Below are 19,820 nucleotides of genomic sequence, written 5' to 3' on the forward strand. Positions count from 1 at the left end.
TTGTTCGGATTGTTTTCTATCTACTACTTTTTTACAGGAAATTTACCTATTAGTTTTCTCTGCTGTAATTTTTGACTTCTGCTTCCATAGCATCAATAAAGATATTCAAATCTTCTACAGCTGTTTCTTTACTTCCATAACGACGTACGTTCACTGTTGCATCTTCCAATTCCTTGTCTCCAACAACCAATTGGTAAGGGATCTTTTGTGTTTGAGAGGCACGTATCTTATAGCCCATTTTTTCATTACGATCATCAACTTCTACACGCAACCCCTTCATTTGCAAACGTTCTTTGATTTCATAAGCATAATCGCCATGTGCATCAACAGAAACAGGGATGATTGTTGCTTGTATAGGTGCCAACCATGTTGGAAAAGCGCCTTTGTATACTTCTGTTAAATAAGCAACAAAACGTTCCATTGTAGAAACGATTCCGCGGTGGATAACTACTGGACGATGCGTATTTTCCCCGTCTTCTCCAACATATGTCAAATCAAAGCGCTCTGGCAATAAGAAGTCTAATTGTATAGTTGATAATGTTTCTTCTGTACCAAGAGCTGTTTTGACTTGAACATCTAGTTTTGGTCCGTAAAAGGCTGCCTCGCCTTCTGCTTCAAAGTAATCTAGTTCTAATTCATCCATAGCGGCTTTCAGCATTGCTTGGGCTTTTTCCCACATTGCGTCATCATCAAAATATTTATCTGTATTGTTTGGATCGCGATAGCTCAAGCGGAAACGATAATCTGTAATATTGAAGTCAGCATATACTGCCACCATCAATTCAAGCGTACGTTTAAATTCATCTTTGATTTGATCAGGACGAACAAATGTATGACCATCATTCAACGTCATTTCTCGTACACGTTGTAAACCTGACAAAGCACCTGATTTTTCATAGCGATGCATCATTCCTAATTCAGCGATACGAATTGGTAATTCACGATAAGAATGGATCGTGTTTTTGTAGACCATCATGTGATGAGGGCAGTTCATTGGACGAAGAACAAGCATTTCGCCATCTCCCATATCCATTGGCGGGAACATGTCTTCTTGATAATGATCCCAGTGTCCAGATGTTTTGTACAACTCAACATCTCCCATTATTGGTGTATATACATGTTGGTAACCTAGACTAACTTCTTTGTCTACGATATAACGTTCGATCGTGCGTCGGATTGTTGCCCCTTTTGGAAGCCAGAATGGCAAACCAGAACCTACTTCTGGGGAAACCATGAACAAGTCAAGTTCTTTTCCTAGTTTACGATGGTCTCTTTCTTTTGCTTCTTCACGGAGACGGATATATTTTTTCAAAGCTTTCTTGTCAAAAAAGGCTGTCCCGTATACACGTTGCATCATTTGATTGTTTGAGTTTCCACGCCAATAAGCACCTGCCACTGATAATAATTTAAATACTTGTATACGGCCAGTAGATGGAACATGTGGTCCACGACACAAATCGATGAATTCGCCTTGTTGATAAGCAGTAATCACTTCTTCTTCTGGCAATTCACTAATCAGTTCTACTTTGTACGGATCACTTGCAAAAATTTCTAATGCTTCCTGTTTTGAAAGAACACGGCGTTCGATTGGCAGATTTTCTTTGACGATTTTCATCATTTCTGCTTCGATTGCCGGCAAATCTTCTGCAGTTACTTGGTTTTGTCCATTATCTGTATCGTAGTAAAACCCTGAATCGATAGCTGGTCCAACGCCAAAGTGGATATTTGGATAGAGTCGACGCATGGCTTGGGCCATCAAATGAGCTGCTGAATGACGGACTAAGCCAAGTGCATCTTCATGGTCTGGTGTGATGATCTCAATACTTGCATCTTCCTCGATTGGACGAGTCAAATCAACGAGTTTTCCGTTCACTTTACCAGCTAAAGCTTTTTTTGCTAAGCTTTTTGAAATGCTTTCAGCAATTGCCAATGTTGTTGTTCCAGACTCAAATTCTTTGACTGCACCATCTGGAAAAGTAATTTTTATCATAATAGTTTCCTCCTTGAAATGTTTTGATTGATCAGATCATCAAGCTGAAAAACAAAAAAATCCTAGCATCTCTTGAAAAGAGATACTAGGACGAAAAGTTCGTGGTTCCACCTAATGTTCAAACGCAAATGCGTTCCTCAAGCGTTGTAACGGTCCGACCGCCCTTGCTTCAACAAGGGTTTCGAAAGTGGTCATCCTTTGGTTTTCTCCTGGAAAAGTTTCAGCCTAGCTTTTCCTCTCTTATCGAAGACTCTCAAATTCAGTTGGCTTTCTCATCAATCAATTATGTGTTTATTTAACCACTAATAAATAGAAAAATCAAGTGGGAAACTAAACTTATTTTTTCCATTCCCCATTTACACCGTATGTTCCTTTTTTCATCTCATTGATGATGACATGGATGTGTTCTTTTGGTGCCTGCGTGTTTTTATGAACAGCTTCCGTGATATCTTTCATCATATTTTCTAATTGTTCCGGACTGCGACCTTCTACTAATTCGACATGTACGAATGGCATAATGCTCTCTCCTCTTTCTGATCGTTCTTTTTTCAACTCGATTCTATCATACTATGTTTGTCTTGGGTACTGAATCAGGAAAAATGGCTGGATCTTTTTTTGCTCTCAAGGCACTCAAAATAGAGACCGTATCCACGACTTCTTGCAAAACAGCTCCGAATAATGCGGGGATTAGTCCCGTACTTGCAATTAACATCAAAAAAATACAAATAAAGATGCCAATCAGTACAGATTGTTTCGCTATTCTCATCGTATCTTTTGAGATCACTACTGCTTTTGCTACACGTAAAAGATCATCTTTCAAGATGACCGCATCTGCACTTTCACTAGCAGCTGTAGAACCATGAGCTCCCATTGCAATGCCGATATCTGCAGCAGCAAGTGCTGGTGCGTCATTCACGCCGTCTCCTACCATCGCAACAGGTCTTTGATCTTTAGGGATACTTTCTAAAATGGTCAGTTTATCTTGAGGCAAGCAACGGGCATGTACAGAATCTAATTGGACTTTTTCTGCAATCGTTTGAGCAATGGCAGATCCATCCCCGGTGATCATCATCAAATTTTTCACATCAAGTTTTCTTAGCTCCTTGATTGTCTTTGCTGCTTCTGGGCGAATCTGATCCGAAAATAGGATCGTTCCTGCAAAAGATCGATCAATTGTTACATAGATTGCTGTATTGGACGTTTCTATTTCTTCAGCTGAAACAAAAGAGGCACGTCCAATCTTTACTTCATGATTATTGACTACTGCTTGGATTCCTTGACCGGTCACTTCTTTCAGTTGACTAACAGGATACAGTTGGCTGTTTTTCACGTTGTTCACTAACGAACGAGCTAAGATATGGCTAGATTCCTGTTCTGCACTAGCTGCATACAGAAGTAGCTCTTCTTTTTTTATTCCATTGACTGGCTGAATCGCCTCTACTTCCAATATCCCTTTGGTAAGCGTTCCTGTTTTATCAAAAGCAATCGTTTTTGTACGTGCGAGCTTTTCAATCGTTGTTCCAGTTTTTACAACGATCCCGTTTTTACTTGAACGGCTCATTCCTGCAACTAAAGCAATGGGCGCAGCTAGAATCAGTGGACAAGGTGATGCCACTACCAGTACCTCAGCAAATCGTAAAGGGTCTTTTGAGAACCACCAAGAAATACCACCGATCAAATAAGCAATCAACGTGAAAGGGACTGCATAACGATCAGCTAAACGGACAAATCGGGCAGGCTTTTCTTTTGATTCTTCGACTAGTTTAATAATCATTTGATACTGGCTGTCTGCGGCACGTTTTTCAGCGATCATTTGGATCGATCCGTCTCCATTTAAAGACCCTGACATAATCTGATCTCCAGGTTTCTTGGTTTCCGGGCGGGACTCACCTGTCAAAGAAGATTCATCGACCGAAGATTCTCCTTTGGTCACTCGACCATCTGCGGGTACAAGTTCGCCAGGCTTGACTAGTAACTGGTCATCAATATTTATTTCATCGATTACTATATCCTGCAATTTTCCTTCTTTGAATCGATGGGCAATTCTTGGGGTGTTATCTAACAAAGACTGCAGTTCTTTACCCGCTCGTTTATTCGCGTAATCCTCTAGACTATCTCCGCCCGTAAGCATGATCAATATCATCAAACTAGCCCAGTATTCTTTGACGGCTAATGTTGCAAGGATTGCGGTAATCGCTAATACATCTACGCCATATCTTCCTGAACGTAACGTCTTGATCATTTCCAAAAACATCAAGAAGGCGAGAATCCCTCCAGTAAATGCGACAATCGCAAATGCAAGGGCCGGCTGGTGAAAAACAAATTCACTTAATAAAGCTATCCCACCAATAAGCAAAGTAAGTAAAAATTTTTTGAAATGTGTCATTGTTTTTTCTCCTCTTTTATGTGACTTAGAGAGGTTAGTAATAAATTTCCAGCTGCCTCTTTCATCTTAAGCATAGTCCTTGACTAGCACTTTTTAAAACAATAGGCCTTAATTGAAAACAACTATCACTATCAGCGTTTCCAAAATTCATCAGTTCTACAAACAAAAATATTCAGCAAGGATTACTTTTTCGATTCATCAGTTAAAAAGTACCTTTTTTCGAAAAACTATGCTATACTTTTAATTCGTTATTTACGGCGGAAGGAGCAAACATGCGATGAATGAGAAACAACTAGAACAAACGCACGTGGATGAAACGATCGAACTAATCCAGATCGAACAAAATATGCTGGATACAAAACAACAAGAATTGACTCAGGAAATGAATCATTCGACAAAAGACACAGCTAATCACAAGATTCGAGCTGGTTCCAATGAAGCTTTTTATGAATCTGCTGTTGAATATCGCCAACATGAGCAGGAATTGCTTTTGAAATACCATACTCTTGAAGCACAGCAAAAACGCCTGCAAACGTTGTCTGTCATGAAAGATAGTCCTTATTTTGCCCGTATCGACTTTAAAGAAGACCGTGAAACAGAAACATTATATCTAGGTATCGCTTCTTTAAGAGATCTGGCAGAAGAAACAATCGTTATTGACTGGCGCGCACCAATTGCCAATCTTTATTATGAAGGTGAGATTGGTCCCGCATTTTATGAAACTGAAACAGATAGAATAGATGTCGATCTGCAGTTGAAACGACAATTTAAAATCCAAGAAGGACGTATTTTATCTATGGTAGATACGTCGGAAGTAATCAATGATGACTTTTTGCTAGAGATATTGGATGAATCATCAAGCAACCATATGAAAAACATCGTCTCTACGATACAAAAAGCACAAAATGCAATCATTCGGGACACAACAAGTAAAGTGATGCTGATTGAAGGAATTGCCGGAAGTGGAAAGACATCCGCTTTGCTTCAACGTATTGCTTTTCTGTTGTATCATAATCGCAAGTGGCTAGAGGCTGAAAATGTTCTTCTATTTTCACCCAACCATTTGTTTTCTGATTACATCTCGACTGTATTGCCTTCATTAGGTGAAAGCGGCGTGCCTACACAGACATTCAAAAATTATTTGGTGCAGCTGCTGCCAGAGTTTTCTTTACTAGATGAACAGCAACAAGAAAGTGGGTTTTTGCTAGGGGAAAAAGATCCGATACAAGTGATGAAAAGCGGATTGACCTTAGTCGATCAGATTGATCGCTATATCCAAGGCATCACAAACTACGGTCCCTTGTTCCGTGATATGAAAATAAATGGCCGTACGATTCTATCAAAGGAATCGATTCGCCAATGGTATAAAGAAACAAATGAACAATTACCTTTACATCATAGACTCTCTCTATTACAAACGAAGCTCCTGAAAAAATTAGGCGGTCTGCAAAAAGACGAAACACGTCAGCAATGGGTCAAAGATCTGGCGGAAGAACAGCTCCAAGAACTATACGCAACAGATCCAAATCTTGAATATACAGAACAAAAGGAGCGTTCATTACGTAAAAAACTGGCCAACCAAATCGTACGTAAAAGATTCCGTCGAATCCATCGAGGGATCATGAATTATCAATTTGTCAATATAACGAAACAATATCTCCACTTTCTACAAACTGTGCCACTTTCTCTTCTAACACGACATAAAATCAGTGAGACCAGATGGCAGGAACATTTGACAACTGTTCGTACACACTTGCGTCAAAGAGAATTGCGTCAAGAGGATGCTGTACTATTCTTTTTACTGATGCGCCGAACATATCCAGTGACGGTTACACACAAAGCTCGCTATATCTTTATTGATGAAATGCAGGATTTCGCACCATCACAAGTGGCATTGCTGCAAGCCTTGTTCCCAAAAGCAAATTTGACTTTCTGTGGAGATCTAAATCAAAATGTCTTTGGAAATGAAACGATCGTTGGATCATTGGAAGACCTTTTCGTGGACCGTGAAGTCACTCGTTTCCAATTAACGACAAGCTATCGCTCCACAAAAGAAATCACTGATTTTGCTAATCATTTTATTGTGAAAGAACATCAAGTAGAAACAACAGCAAGAAAAGGAGACCTTCCTTTGCTCATCCAAGGAACAACAGATGATATCAAATTGAATTGGTTAGCAGATACCATTCGAATGACTCAGGGAAAAGCCCGGTATTGGCGTACAGCAATCATAGCTAAAACACAAGAAGAATGCGAAGCTCTTTATGCTCAACTGCCAGACGAGTTGAAACAACAAGTCCAGCTGATTTTAAATGAGAGTGACTTTATGAAACGTTCCATTATTTTACTTCCAGCCTTTTTAGCAAAAGGTCTGGAGTTTGACCGAGTTTTCTTGTGGGATGTAGATGCAGAACATTTTTCTTCTCAGCAAGACAAATTGATCCTTTACACCATGTGTACACGTGCGATGCATGAATTGACCCTTTTTACCTCCAATAATGAAAGCCCTTTGTTAAACAATATGGATATTTCATCTTATGAGAAAAAAGTACTGTAAGTAAAAAGACAACTGCTATCATTAATGTTAGCAGTTGTCTTTTTATTTACAATAATAATTGCAGAAAAAGTAATTCAATCATTTAAGATCATTTATTCTATATATAAATCCAAATCTGTTTCAGGATATTTTAATTTGACAAGCGAAATAATCATTTTCAGTTCTTCCATGTTTTCTGGATATTCTGGGTCAAATACCTTGCTATGACGGCCAATCCCGCCATTGTCGATCAATCGGTAAATTCGATTCCATTCAATGAACTGGTCAATTGATTGGAAATTGCTGATTGGATAGCCGCCACAATCCAAAATCTCTGATACACGAAATGCTAGGTATGCACTATCGATCACTTTATTTTTTTTCGTGTCTATCTTCTCATTTCTTTCGATAAGAATTTTTTCAGGACGATGTTTCAAGCTCCACTCTAATAGTAGAAAGAAAGCCTCCATCCGATACTCTTCTTCAAATAACCGAAAGGCTGAATCAGAACGACGAAAAAGCAGCGGAATCAAATATTTTTGTCTATAAATCAGCATTGGTGCGCGGTCCACCATACACTCTAAATAACGGTTCAGATACCCTGTACCGACATAGTTTCCTAATCGATAGCCTTCAACGCCGAATCTTGCGTATTTTTGCGCTAATTTTGAACAATCAGTTACGTTCACAGCTAACTCTTCTACTTTGCGGTAACCGCTTAAGATACGTTCAAAAGGTTCTAAAGTGATTTTTGCTTCCATATTCTTCCCCGTCCATCTTCCACATACTTCATATCATTTCACATGATACTTATGCTCTCATCATACCACAGGTTGAATTAGAAAAGAAAATAAATCACACAAAAAAGCAAGACAATCTGTTAGTGAGATTGTCTTACTTTTCGAAAAAGACTGAATACTTTTCGTTAAAACTGGTTGCTTAGTCTTCTAATGCCACATTATGGAACACATGCTGTACATCTTCTAGATCTTCCAGTGCATCAATCATTTTTTCAAATGTTTCTTGATCTTCTGGAGATAGTGTTACCTCGTTTTGAGGGATCATTTGGATCTCAGCGATTGAAAAATCAGTGATTCCTTTTTCTTTTAATGCTTCTTGTATACTATGGAAATCCGCTACTTCACCGTAAACGATGATTTGTCCTTCTTCTTCCATTACATCGCGAACATCGATGTCTTTTTCCATTAGATATTCAAGGATCTCATCAGCGTCTTCTCCTGCAAAAGCAAAGATTGCTGTATTGTCAAACATGTAAGAAACCGCTCCGGAAACACCCATGTTCCCGCCATTTTTCCCAAATGCTGCCCGTACATCTGCTGCTGTTCGATTCACATTGTTCGTCAATGTATCAACAATCACCATTGAGCCGCTTGGTCCAAATCCTTCATAGCGCAATTCAGAGTATGTTTCATCTCCTGCACCTTTTGCTTTTTCGATTGCTCGGTCAATAATATGTTTTGGTACATTATAAGTTTTAGCGCGATCAATGACGAAACGTAGTTTTTGGTTTGCATGCGGATCAGGATCACCTGATTTTGCTGCCGCGTAGATTTCAATCCCAAATTTTGCATAAATCCGGCTATTATTAGCATCTTTAGCAGTTTTCTTTGCTACGATATTTGCCCATTTACGTCCCATATTTTCACTTCGCTTTCTGATTTGATAGTTTCATAACGCAAAAACGTCCTGTTCCATTATACTTGTGAATCACGATTCTGTGAAGCTTTTTTTCTTTCTTCCTTCATTCTTCTCATTTTTAGTCAATTATCTATACTCGGATTGGGATTTGCCCGAAATTCTGTTCCGGAATATTGCCTCCCAATTGATAGATTTGATCACTTCTAACTAACAGTTCCGCTTCTTGTGCCTCTTTTTTTCCGATTCGGGAATAAATAGAAATCTCTTTTTTTTCTTTTAAGAATCTTCTTCCAGCATCGGTAAATCCAAGTAGTCGAAGATAATTTTTATTTTGTTGGACAGGAATCTCTTGCTTTTTGATATTCAGCAAGACATAACAAGATAATCGTTGGATCCGTGTCCATGTATATCTTTTTGTTTTTACCTTTGACACAAAATCCTCAAAACTATCAGCAGTTGCAGCTGCTGTTTTCATGCGCGATTCTATTCCTTCGGTCATCTGATAGATATCTGTCAGTTCCAGCAAAGTAGAAGATAACAACCGATAACGCAAATACGGCCAATAAGATTCCCAAGTCTGCAGCGAACAAGTTGAAAGATCTTCTTCTGTCTGAGGCGGCACAAGTCCAGCTATTCTTTTTCCTTCTTCTAACGCATGGCGAATGGCTGTTGCACTGGCTATCCTCTGATCTGTGATGATTTTTTCATGATAGCCTGCACTTTTACGTCGGATCGGATGTAATTCCATAGGGTGGACATACTTGGCATTTTCCTTTGCATAACTTAATCCCAAGATATGATTTGGCGAAGAAAAATCAAGCGTAATATCTGGATACAGACTGCGAAAAACCTCAGTCATTTTTTGCGGATAACTATACGTTTGATCAGACAGTTCTTGAAATGCCTCTTCTATCCTATCTTGATTCTCTTGGACAAAGCGTCCGAAACTGCTGTAATCAAACGAAGTCTCTTCTTCTGTTCCAAAACACAAACTGTCACAGTCCAGTGTTTGCAAGATTTTTACTGCACCTTTAGCAAAATAGTCAGCTGACTGAACCGCCCATTCGACGGGAAGCTCCACTACTAAATCCACACCATTTTGTAAAGCTTCATTCGCGCGATGCCATTTATCGATGATAGCCGGTTCGCCTCGTTGCAAAAAATTCCCGCTCATTACAGCAATGACGACCTCTGCTCCTGTTGTTTTTCGTGCCATTTCCACATGATAGCGATGTCCATTGTGAAAAGGATTGTACTCTACGATAATCCCGCAGCTTTTCATGCGCATCCTCCTTCATAGTTATCGATAAAAAAGAAATAGAGACAAGTAAAAAAAGGCAAAAATCGGAAAAAATACCCGAACTATATAAACTATTCTCGCAAACACAATACTTCTGCGACGAAAAGCTGCACTGCAAGAGCAATGCCTATATCGTTCGGATATATAATTTATGTTGAAGATTTATTCTTTTCTTGTTAACTCGAGCAGGCAAAACCGCTAGTCTTTGTATGCTACAAAAAACCAGCGCTTTGATTTCTCTGATGCTGCTTCGTCTGTAAAATCAGAAAATGCTTCGACTTTCGAAAAGCTGCTGTTTTCCAGCATTCTTAAATAACTTTCCAATGGATAGGTACGCTCTTGATGTAGTTCATCTTCACGAATAAATCGACCAGACCCTTCTTGTTCTTCAACGAAAAAGGTAAGAAAATGTTCGATGCTGTGTTTCTCGCTTCCTGGATAACTATCCCACAAAAAAGCAAAATTATCCCCTTGATAATGATAGCTATATTCTGGAAAAACTTCATCTACTTGATAGGTGGAGTGTACGTCAAATAAAAATCGGCCATTTTCTTCTAACGCTTGATAGACTTCATCAAACACTTGCTGTACCTCTTGTCTATTTTTCATATAGCACAGCGAATCAGAAAAACAGGTAATTGCCTGATATTGTCCGATTTCTGATAAATCGAGCATATTGCCTTCCACAAATTGGATCGATGCGTCTTCTTCATATGCTCGCTGGCTGGCAATCATCAACATCTCTTCTGAAAGGTCTAACCCTGTCACTTTATATCCATCTTTTGCAAAGGCAACCGCTAATGCTCCAGTACCGCATGCCAGTTCCAAAATATTTTTTGTGTCTTCTTGTAAATGACGTTTCGAAAAAGCTAGCCATTGCTGATAAAGTGTTTCGTCCATCACTTCATCGTAAATGAAAGCAAATGTTTCATAAGCCATATGTTAATCCAACCATTCACTAAGATCGACTAGCGGAGCATCTGACCATAGTTTTTCCAGATTATAGAAACTTCGTTCTGGTGCATGGAAAACATGTACGATCACATCTCCAAGATCGATCAATACCCATTTTCCGCCTTCTTTTCCTTCAATACGTTTTACTTCATATTTGTTTTCTTCTTCTTTATCAATGATTTCTTCTGTAATTGCGTTGATTTGACGTTCGCTATTTGCTGAACAGATCATGAAATAATCTGCCAACAAGGAAACATTTCGAACGTCTAAAGCGATAATGTCTTCTGCCCGTTTTGAATCTGCTGCTTCAACCGCAATTTTTAATTGTTCTTTACTATCTATGATGATTTCCTCCTAATATGAGCAGCTTATTTTTTTGCTACCCAGTAATTATATGTTTCGATTGTTTTTGGATAAATCTGTTGTTCTTGCGCAAGCAAATGGGCCAATGTATGTTTTGTTTCAAATGCTACAGCTTCGTCTAGATCAGCCCATGCAATGGCTCGTGCATCTTGTACCCCAGGAAAATCTCGACCTGGTTCAATATAGTCTGCTACATAAATGATTTTGTCAAGGAGACTCATCTTAGCAGCCCCAGTCGTATGCACCCGGATTGCATGAAGAATCTCTGCATCGGTGATTCCTAATTCCCGCTCTACAAACGAAGCGCCAACAAGACCATGCCAGATTGCATTATTATAATTCAATAACTCTGGATCAAAACCGTCTCTTACGATTACCATTTTGAACTCCTCATCTGGTCGTTCTTTTGCATAATCATGTGTCAATGCAGCAATACTAGCTTTTTCAGGAGAAGCACCGTATTTTTTGGCAAGAGCCACGGCTGTTTCTTCTACTCCAAGCACATGCTTGAAGCGTTGTTCGCTCATTCTCATCTGTATTTTTTGCATCAGGTTTTCTCTAGAATAAGCAGTATATTCATTACTATAGTCCATATTCATACAACCCTTCATTTTGAATATAATCAATTACTTTATCTGGAACAAGGTAGCGGATAGAACAGCCTTCTTTGATCTTTTGACGTATTTTCGTGGAACTGATGTCGATCTCAGGTACATCTACCCAAATTACAGGATATGGAGTATCCGTTGTGTATCCTGGTCGACGTATACCCACAAAGTTGACCATAGAAGTCAGCTCATCGATTTTATACCATTTTGGCAAATATTCTACCATATCCCCACCGATAATAAAGTAATAATCTGTATCCGGATTGTTTTGCGTCAATTCCTTCATAGTATCATAGGTGTAACTTTTCCCACCACGAGCTAATTCAATCGTTTCAATCTGCAAAAAAGGATTGTCTTCCACAGCTAATTCCAACATGTTGAGTCGATGTTTTGCATCAATCGTCTGTTTCTCATCAACATGAGGTGGCTGATAAGAAGGCATCAAAAATACGCGGTCAAGACCTAAATTCCGGCCAGCTTGTTCAGCCATCACTAAATGTGCAAGGTGAACGGGATTGAATGTTCCGCCCAAGATCCCTACTTGCTTTTTCTTCTCTAAGAATTGAGGCATTTCTTCAGGAAATAATTGTGAACGAACAAATGTCTTAGCTTGCGTATTCATCATGGTCACTCCTTATATTGCTTTTACTTCTTTTGATAGCCTTTGATACTTTTCTTTTGTGGAAGGTTTGTATAATACGATAACACGTCCAATGATTTGGACGATTTCGCAATCTATTTCTTTTTCTAATACTTGAGCTGCTTCTTCTGCAATCTCATCTGTATTTTGAAGTAACGATACTTTGATCAGTTCTCTTTTTTCTAAAGCTTCTTCAATTTGAACGATCATTGCTGAATTGATCCCACCTTTTCCGATTTGAAAAATCGGCTGAAGATGATGCGCTTGGCTACGTAAAAAACGCTTTTGTTTTCCTCTTAAACTCATTATTTTCCTTCTTCCTTAAATCAATGCTTTGCGTTTCAATACATCTACACCCTTTGGCGCCCAGCCCGCAATTACTGCTGGCGCTGTTACAGTGATCCAGCCTAGACCGGCAAAAACGATGTCTGTTTTTTCTTTCAAAGAAAACTCAAAACGAACAAGCTCCGGAAATGCCTCGACTTCATCAGGACGAGGAGGCTGTAATAATCCACCTACATGTTTTTGATAAAATTCGTCTGCTTTTTCCAGTTTTGTTCGATGAATATTTACATCATTTGACACATAAGCAATAAATGAAGCACGATTGCCGCTGATAAAATCAAATCTTGCAAGTCCGCCCAAGAAAAGTGTTTGCCCTTCATTCAGCTGATAAACTTTAGGTTTGATTTCTTTTAACGGTGCAATGATCCGCAAATCTTTTTTACCTAAGTAGTGCGCCATTTGATGGCGATGGATAATTCCCGGTGTATCAATCAAAAAATGCCCGTCATCTAAAGGAATCTCGATTTTATCCAAGGTCGTTCCTGGAAACTGCGAAGTTGTGATTACATCTTGTACTCCCGCTGTATTTTTGATGATTTGATTGATAAGCGTCGATTTTCCGACATTTGTTACTCCGACGATATAGACATCCCGTCCATCGCGGTATTCTTCGATTTTTTCTAATAGTTCCGTCATCTCATGAGATTTCTTAGCACTAGTTAATAATACATCTACTGGACGAATTCCTGCTTCGTAAGCACGTTCCTTCATCCATTGTGTTAATTTAGTTTTTTTCAATGATTTAGGTAATATATCCACTTTGTTCCCAACTAAAAGTACTGGATTATCACCGACAAAACGGTGTAGTCCTGGGATTAGTGAACCATTGAAGTCAAAAATATCCACCACATTGACGATCAATGCATCTTTTTGCCCTAATTCATTCAGTAAGCGCAAAAAGTCGTCATCCGTCAATGAGACATCTTGGATCTCATTATAATGGCGTAATCTGAAACAACGCTGACAATAGACTTCCCCGGAAGCTAAACCTTTTTCCAAAGCCGTTTGCGGCGTGTATCCTAATTCACCGGGTTTGTTTGTTTGTATAACGGCACCACAGCCGATACATTGTAATTCTTCTGTCATTCGATTCCACCTCGCCAGCCCATATCAGGGTGTTTTGCTAATAGATAGGCCATAATTCTTTTTTCCCAAAAACGATTAAATTGTGTCTTCCAACTATCTGTTGCGATAATGGGTTTTACAAGGATGCTACGTATCCCTGCACGATTGGCTCCACGTATATCAGTCATAATCTGATCGCCTACCATTACTATCTCATCATCTGCTAAATCCAATTGTTTCTTTGCTATGTTGATCCCTCTTGCTAAAGGTTTCATTGCTCGTGCAACATACAAAAGATCAAATTTTTCAATCGCTCGCGCGACACGTTTTGAATTATTGTTTGAAACAACAACAACAGGGATTCCTGCATTTTTCATTTCTAAAATCCAAGTAAGCAACTCTTCTGTTCCATCTGGATTATTCCATGCAATCAACGTATTGTCTAAATCGGTCAATACTGCTTTGATGCCTAGATTCTTTAATTGGGCAGGTGTAATCTGATAGATGGCTTCTACCATCCATGTTGGTTTGTAATTTGAAAACATGCTGTCTCCTCATCTGCAAAAAATGAAGGAGCACATAAAGTACTCCTCAACCCCGTATTATACTGCATATCAGCAAAAAAAACTACCTCTATATTCGTTCGTCTTTCAGAAAAAGTATTTCTTTACAAAATGATCAAAAATAAAGATTGATCACAGAAAAATTTAGAAACAAAAAACAACTAAGCGAGCAAGAACCATTCTTTACTCTTTGCTTAGTTGTTAAACACCTAATATTGGCGGAACCTCTTGTATCGTTTTTCCAGTAATTCATGCTGGTCGAATCGAACAAGTTCCGTCAATCTTTCAATCAACGCTTTTTTCATAATGTGTGCGACTTTATATCGTGGCAACTGCTCGCCGTTGAACGTTTCAGGAATAACTCGATCAACGATTCCTAACTCGCGTAGTTCTGGCGCAGTAATTTTCATCAACTCAGCTGCTTCTGCGGCGCGACTACCGTCTTTCCACAAAATCGACGCAAATCCTTCTGGAGAAAGCACAGCATAAATCGTTTCTTCCAGCATCCAGACTTCATCCGCTAAACCTAGAGCAAGGGCACCGCCACTTCCACCTTCACCAATGATGATGGCGATGATCGGTACCTTTAAATCAGACATTTCGAGCAGATTTCTGGCAATAGCCTCTCCTTCGCCGCGCTCTTCTGCTCCTACACCGCAATATGCACCTGCTGTATTGATCAAGGTAATCACCGGTCTATTGAACTTTTCCGCTTGTTTCATCAGTCGTAAAGCTTTTCGATAGCCTTCAGGATGGGGAGAACCAAAATTTCTGCGGATATTTTCCTGCAGATCCCGTCCTTTTTGAATACCGATCACTGTTACCGGTTTGCCATCTAATCGAGCGATTCCACCAACAATCGCTTCGTCATCTGCAAACAAACGATCACCATGGCATTCCTCGAAAGAATCGAAGATCTCTTCAAAAAAATCCAAGCTTGTCCATCGTTCTTTAGCTCTTGCTAACTGAACGACATCATGTGCTGTCTTATCCACGATCTATCCATCCTTTCTGTGTATGCAATTCAAGAAGCGTATGGATTTTCTGCTTCAATTCCATGCGGGGAACAATCTGATCGACAAAACCATGAGATAATAAGAATTCAGCCTTTTGGAAATCTTCTGGAAGTTCCTGCTTGATCGTCTGTTCGATGACGCGTCTTCCAGCAAAACCGATCAAACTTTGGGGTTCTGCTAGAATGATATCGCCTTCCATTGCAAAACTGGCAGTTACTCCTCCGGTCGTCGGGTCCGTTAAAACAGTTAGATAAAAAAGACCTTCATTGCTATGCCGTTTGACAGCAGCAGAGATTTTTGCCATCTGCATTAGAGAAAAGATTCCTTCTTGCATCCGTGCGCCACCTGAAGCTGTGAACAAGACGACTGGAAGACTTTCCTTTGTTGCTCGTTCGAATAATCTGGTGATCTTTTCTCCGACAATCGTTCCCATACTTCCCATGATAAAATTAGGATCCATCACTCCAATAATGAAGGGAATCCCCTGAATGGTTGCTTTACCAGTGAGGACTGCTTCATGAAGTCCTGTTTTATCTTGCATTTTTTTAATTTTTTCCGTATATTCGGGAAATGCTAGCGGATCTTTGGTTACAAGATCCGTATCCCATTCTTCAAAACTTTTTTCATCAATAATCAAAGCTAGACGCTGCCATGCACCGATTCGAAAAGCGTATCCGCAATGAGGGCATACTTTTTCTTCACCGATGTCTTTCGTATAAAGGATATGTTTGCAATTTGGACACTTTGCCCACATGTTATCAGGAACAGATGGCGAGTTAGCAGGTTTGCTCTCTCTATTAGGATTGATCCGAATATATTTCTTTTTCTTAAACAGAGCCATCTATGCGCCTCCTATCTCCGTTTCTGGTGTCCAATTCGGTAAAAATTCTTCTTGTAAAAATGCTGTGCTGTAATCACCTGCTATGACTGCAGGATGACTAATCAAATCCATCTGAAATTCTGCGTTCGTGATGATTCCTTCTGTGATAAATTCACTTAAGGCTCGCTGCATCTTCATTAATGCTTCAAAACGCGTATTTCCATGGACGATTATTTTTGCAATCATTGAATCATAATATGGCGGGATCGTATATCCCGGGTAAACTGCACTGTCTACTCGCAGTCCCATCCCACCTGCTGGAAGCAGTAAGTTTTGGATCTTCCCTGGAGAAGGAGCAAAATGGAAAGCAGGATTTTCTGCATTAATCCGACATTCGATTGCGTGTCCTTGGAATACTACTTCTTCTTGACACACATTCAAAGGCTCACCGGCTGCTATCTCCACCTGTTTTTTTACTAAATCGATTCCTGTGACCATTTCTGTTACTGGATGTTCCACTTGGATTCGAGTATTCATTTCCATGAAATAAAAATCGCCTTCTTCATCTATCAGAAACTCGATCGTTCCGGCATTTTCATAATTGACTGCTTTAGCTGCTCGAACAGCAGCGTCTCCTAGTGCTTCTCTTTTTGTTTGTGAGATCACTACAGAAGGAGATTCTTCCAGTACTTTTTGATTGTTGCGTTGTAAAGAACAATCTCGCTCACCTAAATGAATGACATGACCAAATCGATCACCTAAGATCTGAACTTCTATATGGCGAGCAGGATAAATGATTTTTTCCAAATACATATCATCATTTCCAAATGCCGCTGCTGCTTCTTGCTGAGCTGAAGAAAAATGCTGTGGGAGCTCTTCTTTTGATTGAACTTTCCGAATGCCTTTCCCGCCACCACCTGCAGCTGCTTTCAGCATCACTGGATAACCAATTCTGTCTGCTATTTCCAATGCTTCTTCTACTGTAGATAATACACCAGTACTTCCTGGAATGACTGGGACATTTGCTTCTTGCATCAATTGACGCGCATTGATCTTATTTCCCATTGCATCGATCGTTGCACTTTTAGGACCAATAAATGTGATATTGCACTCTTCACACATGGAGGCAAATCGGCTATTTTCAGATAAAAAACCAAATCCTGGATGAATTGCTTCGGCTTTTGTCACGATTGCAGCGCTCAGTACTTCCTGAACATTCAGATATGAATCAACGACTTTTGCCGGGCCAATGCAGATTGCTTCATCTGCTAACTGTGTATGAAGTGCTTCGGCATCTGCTTCTGAATATATCGCTACGGTTTGGATCCCTAGTTCGCGGCATGCACGAATGATACGTACAGCGATTTCACCGCGGTTAGCTATCAATACTTTAGAAAACATATTTCACCTATCCAATCATAAAGGTTAATTCCGCTTCGGCTACTTTTTTACCGTCTACTTTAGCGATTCCTTTGCCTATTCCGGCTGAAGCTTTCACTTTCAATATCTCAACTTCAAGGTATAAGGTATCTCCCGGTGTAACTTTCTTACGGAATTTTGCTTTGTCCAATCCGCCGAAATAAGCCGTCTTTCCCTTGAATTGTTCAAGAGAAAGTAATGCAACTGCTCCTGCTTGAGCCATTGCTTCAACAATCAATACCCCTGGCATAACAGGTTCTTCTGGAAAATGTCCTTGAAAAAAGGGCTCATTGATCGTTACATTTTTCTTAGCAACGATCCGTTCTCCTTCAACCATTTCTTCCACTCGATCAATCAAAAGCATTGGATAACGATGTGGAATGATTTCTTTTATTTCTTGTATGTTCATTGATTTCCCTCTTTCCTGCTTTGCTTATTTTTGCTGAATCCTAAAGAGTGGCTGTCCATATTCGACAACTGACTCGTTTTCTACAAGGATTTCTGTGATCACTCCGTCGGCCTCACTAGTTATCTCATTCATCAGTTTCATCGCTTCAATAATGCAGATAACTTCTCCTTTGGCAACTTGATCACCTACTTTTTTGAAAGCTGGTTTGTCGGGCGCCGGTTGCAGATAAACGATTCCCATGATTGGCGAAACAACCTCGATTCCATCAAATACTGCCGATTCTTTTTCTTTCATTGTTTCTGGAGCAGTTGTTGCTTGTTCAGGTATGACATTGACTGGCTCCGAAACTGGCAACGTTTCGTTTGTTTGAACCATATTCATGCCTCGACTTGTTTTATTTTTATTCATATACAATTCAAATTGACCTTCACGCAAATCGAATTCCGTTAGCGAGGATTGATCAAATTGACTGACTAATTCTCTGATTTCATTGATATCCAAAATTATTCCTCCCAGCGTTTCATGCACAGAACCGCATTATGTCCGCCAAACCCTAATGAATTACTCATTGCATAAGTAAAACTTGCAGGTTTGCTTTCGTTTTTGACAACTGTCAAGTCAATCTCAGGATCTTGTTTTTCTACATTGATCGTAGGCGGGATAAATTGATGTTCTAATGCCAGCAAAGTTGCCAAGGCTTCGATCCCGCCGGCTGCTCCCAATAAATGTCCAGTCATCGATTTCGTGCTGCTGACGTAAGTATCTCTGAAATTTTTACCTAATGCGATTTGGATTGCTTTTGCTTCTGCCTGATCATTGGCTGGTGTACTTGTTCCGTGAGCATTGATATATCCGACTTGTTCCGGCTGTACACCAGCTTCTTCCATCGCAAGCTTCATTGCTTTAGATGCACCAGAACCATCTGGAGTAGGAGCTGTCATATGGTAAGCGTCACAGTTTGCACCGTATCCAACGATTTCTCCATAGATTTTGGCACCGCGAGCTTGTGCATGTTCTAAAGATTCAAGAACTAGAACGCCTGCTCCTTCACCCATCACAAAACCATTCCGATTTTCGTCAAACGGAATCGAACCACGATTAGGATCAGTTGATTCTGAGAGTGCTGTTAAAGCTGCAAATCCAGCAATCCCCATCTCACAAATCGTTGCTTCTGTTCCTCCAGCAAGAATGACATCAGAATAGCCATGTTTGATGTTACGGAATGCTTCCCCAATTGAATTCGTTCCGCTAGCACAAGCTGTTACGATAGCTGTACAAATACCTTTTGCACCTACGCGCAAAGCAATATTTCCAGCTGCCATGTTGGCAATCGCCATTGGTACGAACATTGGAGAAACTCGTTTTGCACCTTTTTCATGTAGACGAATAACTTGGTTTTCGATTGTTGGAAGACCACCGATCCCAGATCCGATGATGACGCCAAACCGGTCTTGATTCATTTTTTCCTTATCTAAACCGCTCATCTCCATTGCTTCTAAAGCAGCGTAGATTCCATAGATCGAAAACATATCCATTCGTTTGCTATCTTTTTTAATAAAATATTTATCGTAAGGGAAATCTTTGACTTCACCCGCTAAGGTAATCCCTGTTTCTGAAGCATCAAATTTAGTGATCGGTGCGATGCCATTCGTACCCTCTTTTAAGCTATTCAAAAAGCTGTCTGCGTCATTTCCAATAGGTGAAGTGACTCCATAGCCAGTAATTACCACTCGATTCATTTGTTTGC

The 19,820-nt window shown here is 39.8% G+C and carries 20 protein-coding genes; 1 reads left to right on the forward strand and 19 read right to left on the reverse strand.

Going from position 1 to position 19,820, the window contains the following annotated elements; genetic code table 11:
• Positions 1–49 precede the first annotated feature (49 nt).
• From thrS to RG571_RS05510, 3 genes are all read right to left on the reverse strand, one after another.
• Positions 50–1,990, reverse strand: coding sequence for a threonine--tRNA ligase (thrS, locus tag RG571_RS05500; protein ID WP_002339671.1), 1,941 nt, complete (start codon positions 1,988–1,990; stop codon positions 50–52).
• A 336-nt stretch (positions 1,991–2,326) separates the two neighbouring features.
• Positions 2,327–2,506 carry a 2-hydroxymuconate tautomerase gene (locus tag RG571_RS05505; RefSeq protein ID WP_002287649.1) on the reverse strand — a complete coding sequence of 60 codons (180 nt, stop codon included), beginning with the start codon at positions 2,504–2,506 and terminating at the stop codon, positions 2,327–2,329.
• Positions 2,507–2,552: 46 nt separating this feature from the next.
• Positions 2,553–4,376, reverse strand: coding sequence for a heavy metal translocating P-type ATPase (locus RG571_RS05510; RefSeq protein WP_002339670.1), 1,824 nt, complete (start codon positions 4,374–4,376; stop codon positions 2,553–2,555).
• 277 nt (positions 4,377–4,653) lie between these two features.
• On the opposite strand from RG571_RS05510, the gene helD reads away from it, so the two are divergent.
• Entirely contained in the window at positions 4,654–6,933 is a 2,280-nt protein-coding gene (helD, locus tag RG571_RS05515) for an RNA polymerase recycling motor HelD (protein WP_002339669.1), read from the forward strand.
• A 92-nt stretch (positions 6,934–7,025) separates the two neighbouring features.
• On the opposite strand, the gene RG571_RS05520 is transcribed toward helD, so the two are convergent.
• The 16 genes from RG571_RS05520 to fabF all read right to left on the reverse strand — a co-directional run bounded on the left by RG571_RS05520 (position 7,026) and on the right by fabF (position 19,812).
• The gene (locus RG571_RS05520; protein ID WP_002319388.1) at positions 7,026–7,673 is read right to left on the reverse strand and encodes a hypothetical protein; all 648 of its coding nucleotides are present in this window, start codon (positions 7,671–7,673) and stop codon (positions 7,026–7,028) included.
• Positions 7,674–7,851: 178 nt separating this feature from the next.
• Positions 7,852–8,571 (reverse strand): YebC/PmpR family DNA-binding transcriptional regulator, encoded by a 720-nt coding sequence (locus RG571_RS05525; protein ID WP_002287641.1) that lies wholly within the window; start codon positions 8,569–8,571, stop codon positions 7,852–7,854.
• A 130-nt stretch (positions 8,572–8,701) separates the two neighbouring features.
• On the reverse strand, positions 8,702–9,853 hold the full coding sequence (locus RG571_RS05530; protein ID WP_002339668.1) for a nucleotidyltransferase: 1,152 nt from the start codon (positions 9,851–9,853) through the stop codon (positions 8,702–8,704).
• 216 nt (positions 9,854–10,069) lie between these two features.
• Positions 10,070–10,810: a class I SAM-dependent methyltransferase gene (locus RG571_RS05535; RefSeq protein ID WP_002339667.1), complete on the reverse strand. Its 741-nt coding sequence runs from the start codon at positions 10,808–10,810 to the stop codon at positions 10,070–10,072.
• A 3-nt stretch (positions 10,811–10,813) separates the two neighbouring features.
• On the reverse strand, positions 10,814–11,173 hold the full coding sequence (gene rsfS / locus RG571_RS05540; protein WP_077940756.1) for a ribosome silencing factor: 360 nt from the start codon (positions 11,171–11,173) through the stop codon (positions 10,814–10,816).
• 20 nt (positions 11,174–11,193) lie between these two features.
• A complete protein-coding gene (gene yqeK, locus RG571_RS05545; protein ID WP_002287635.1) occupies positions 11,194–11,787 on the reverse strand; it encodes a bis(5'-nucleosyl)-tetraphosphatase (symmetrical) YqeK in 594 nt (197 codons plus the stop codon).
• Entirely contained in the window at positions 11,771–12,421 is a 651-nt protein-coding gene (locus tag RG571_RS05550) for a nicotinate-nucleotide adenylyltransferase (RefSeq protein ID WP_002287632.1), read from the reverse strand. Before RG571_RS05550 ends, yqeK begins: the two co-directional genes overlap by 17 nt.
• Positions 12,422–12,430: 9 nt before the next feature.
• Positions 12,431–12,742, reverse strand: a complete 312-nt coding sequence (gene yhbY, locus RG571_RS05555) for a ribosome assembly RNA-binding protein YhbY (RefSeq protein ID WP_002290852.1) — start codon at positions 12,740–12,742, stop codon at positions 12,431–12,433.
• A 15-nt stretch (positions 12,743–12,757) separates the two neighbouring features.
• Positions 12,758–13,867 carry a ribosome biogenesis GTPase YqeH gene (gene yqeH, locus RG571_RS05560; protein WP_258430282.1) on the reverse strand — a complete coding sequence of 370 codons (1,110 nt, stop codon included), beginning with the start codon at positions 13,865–13,867 and terminating at the stop codon, positions 12,758–12,760.
• Positions 13,864–14,391 carry a YqeG family HAD IIIA-type phosphatase gene (locus RG571_RS05565; RefSeq protein ID WP_002287626.1) on the reverse strand — a complete coding sequence of 176 codons (528 nt, stop codon included), beginning with the start codon at positions 14,389–14,391 and terminating at the stop codon, positions 13,864–13,866. Before RG571_RS05565 ends, yqeH begins: the two co-directional genes overlap by 4 nt.
• A gap of 227 nt (positions 14,392–14,618) precedes the next feature.
• On the reverse strand, positions 14,619–15,404 hold the full coding sequence (locus RG571_RS05570) for an acetyl-CoA carboxylase carboxyl transferase subunit alpha (RefSeq protein ID WP_002290847.1): 786 nt from the start codon (positions 15,402–15,404) through the stop codon (positions 14,619–14,621).
• Positions 15,397–16,266: an acetyl-CoA carboxylase, carboxyltransferase subunit beta gene (accD, locus tag RG571_RS05575; protein ID WP_002287623.1), complete on the reverse strand. Its 870-nt coding sequence runs from the start codon at positions 16,264–16,266 to the stop codon at positions 15,397–15,399. The genes RG571_RS05570 and accD overlap by 8 nt, the downstream gene beginning before the upstream one ends.
• Positions 16,267–17,646 carry an acetyl-CoA carboxylase biotin carboxylase subunit gene (locus RG571_RS05580; RefSeq protein WP_002339666.1) on the reverse strand — a complete coding sequence of 460 codons (1,380 nt, stop codon included), beginning with the start codon at positions 17,644–17,646 and terminating at the stop codon, positions 16,267–16,269.
• Between the two features lie 7 nt (positions 17,647–17,653).
• Entirely contained in the window at positions 17,654–18,073 is a 420-nt protein-coding gene (gene fabZ, locus RG571_RS05585) for a 3-hydroxyacyl-ACP dehydratase FabZ (RefSeq protein ID WP_002287621.1), read from the reverse strand.
• A 24-nt stretch (positions 18,074–18,097) separates the two neighbouring features.
• On the reverse strand, positions 18,098–18,574 hold the full coding sequence (gene accB / locus RG571_RS05590; RefSeq protein WP_308947532.1) for an acetyl-CoA carboxylase biotin carboxyl carrier protein: 477 nt from the start codon (positions 18,572–18,574) through the stop codon (positions 18,098–18,100).
• A gap of 2 nt (positions 18,575–18,576) precedes the next feature.
• The gene (gene fabF, locus RG571_RS05595) at positions 18,577–19,812 is read right to left on the reverse strand and encodes a beta-ketoacyl-ACP synthase II (RefSeq protein ID WP_002339665.1); all 1,236 of its coding nucleotides are present in this window, start codon (positions 19,810–19,812) and stop codon (positions 18,577–18,579) included.
• Between the last annotated feature and the right edge of the window lie 8 nt (positions 19,813–19,820).

Origin of the sequence: Enterococcus sp. FR204 (assembly GCF_031143325.1) — a bacterium.
GTDB lineage: Bacteria > Bacillota > Bacilli > Lactobacillales > Enterococcaceae > Enterococcus_B > Enterococcus_B faecium.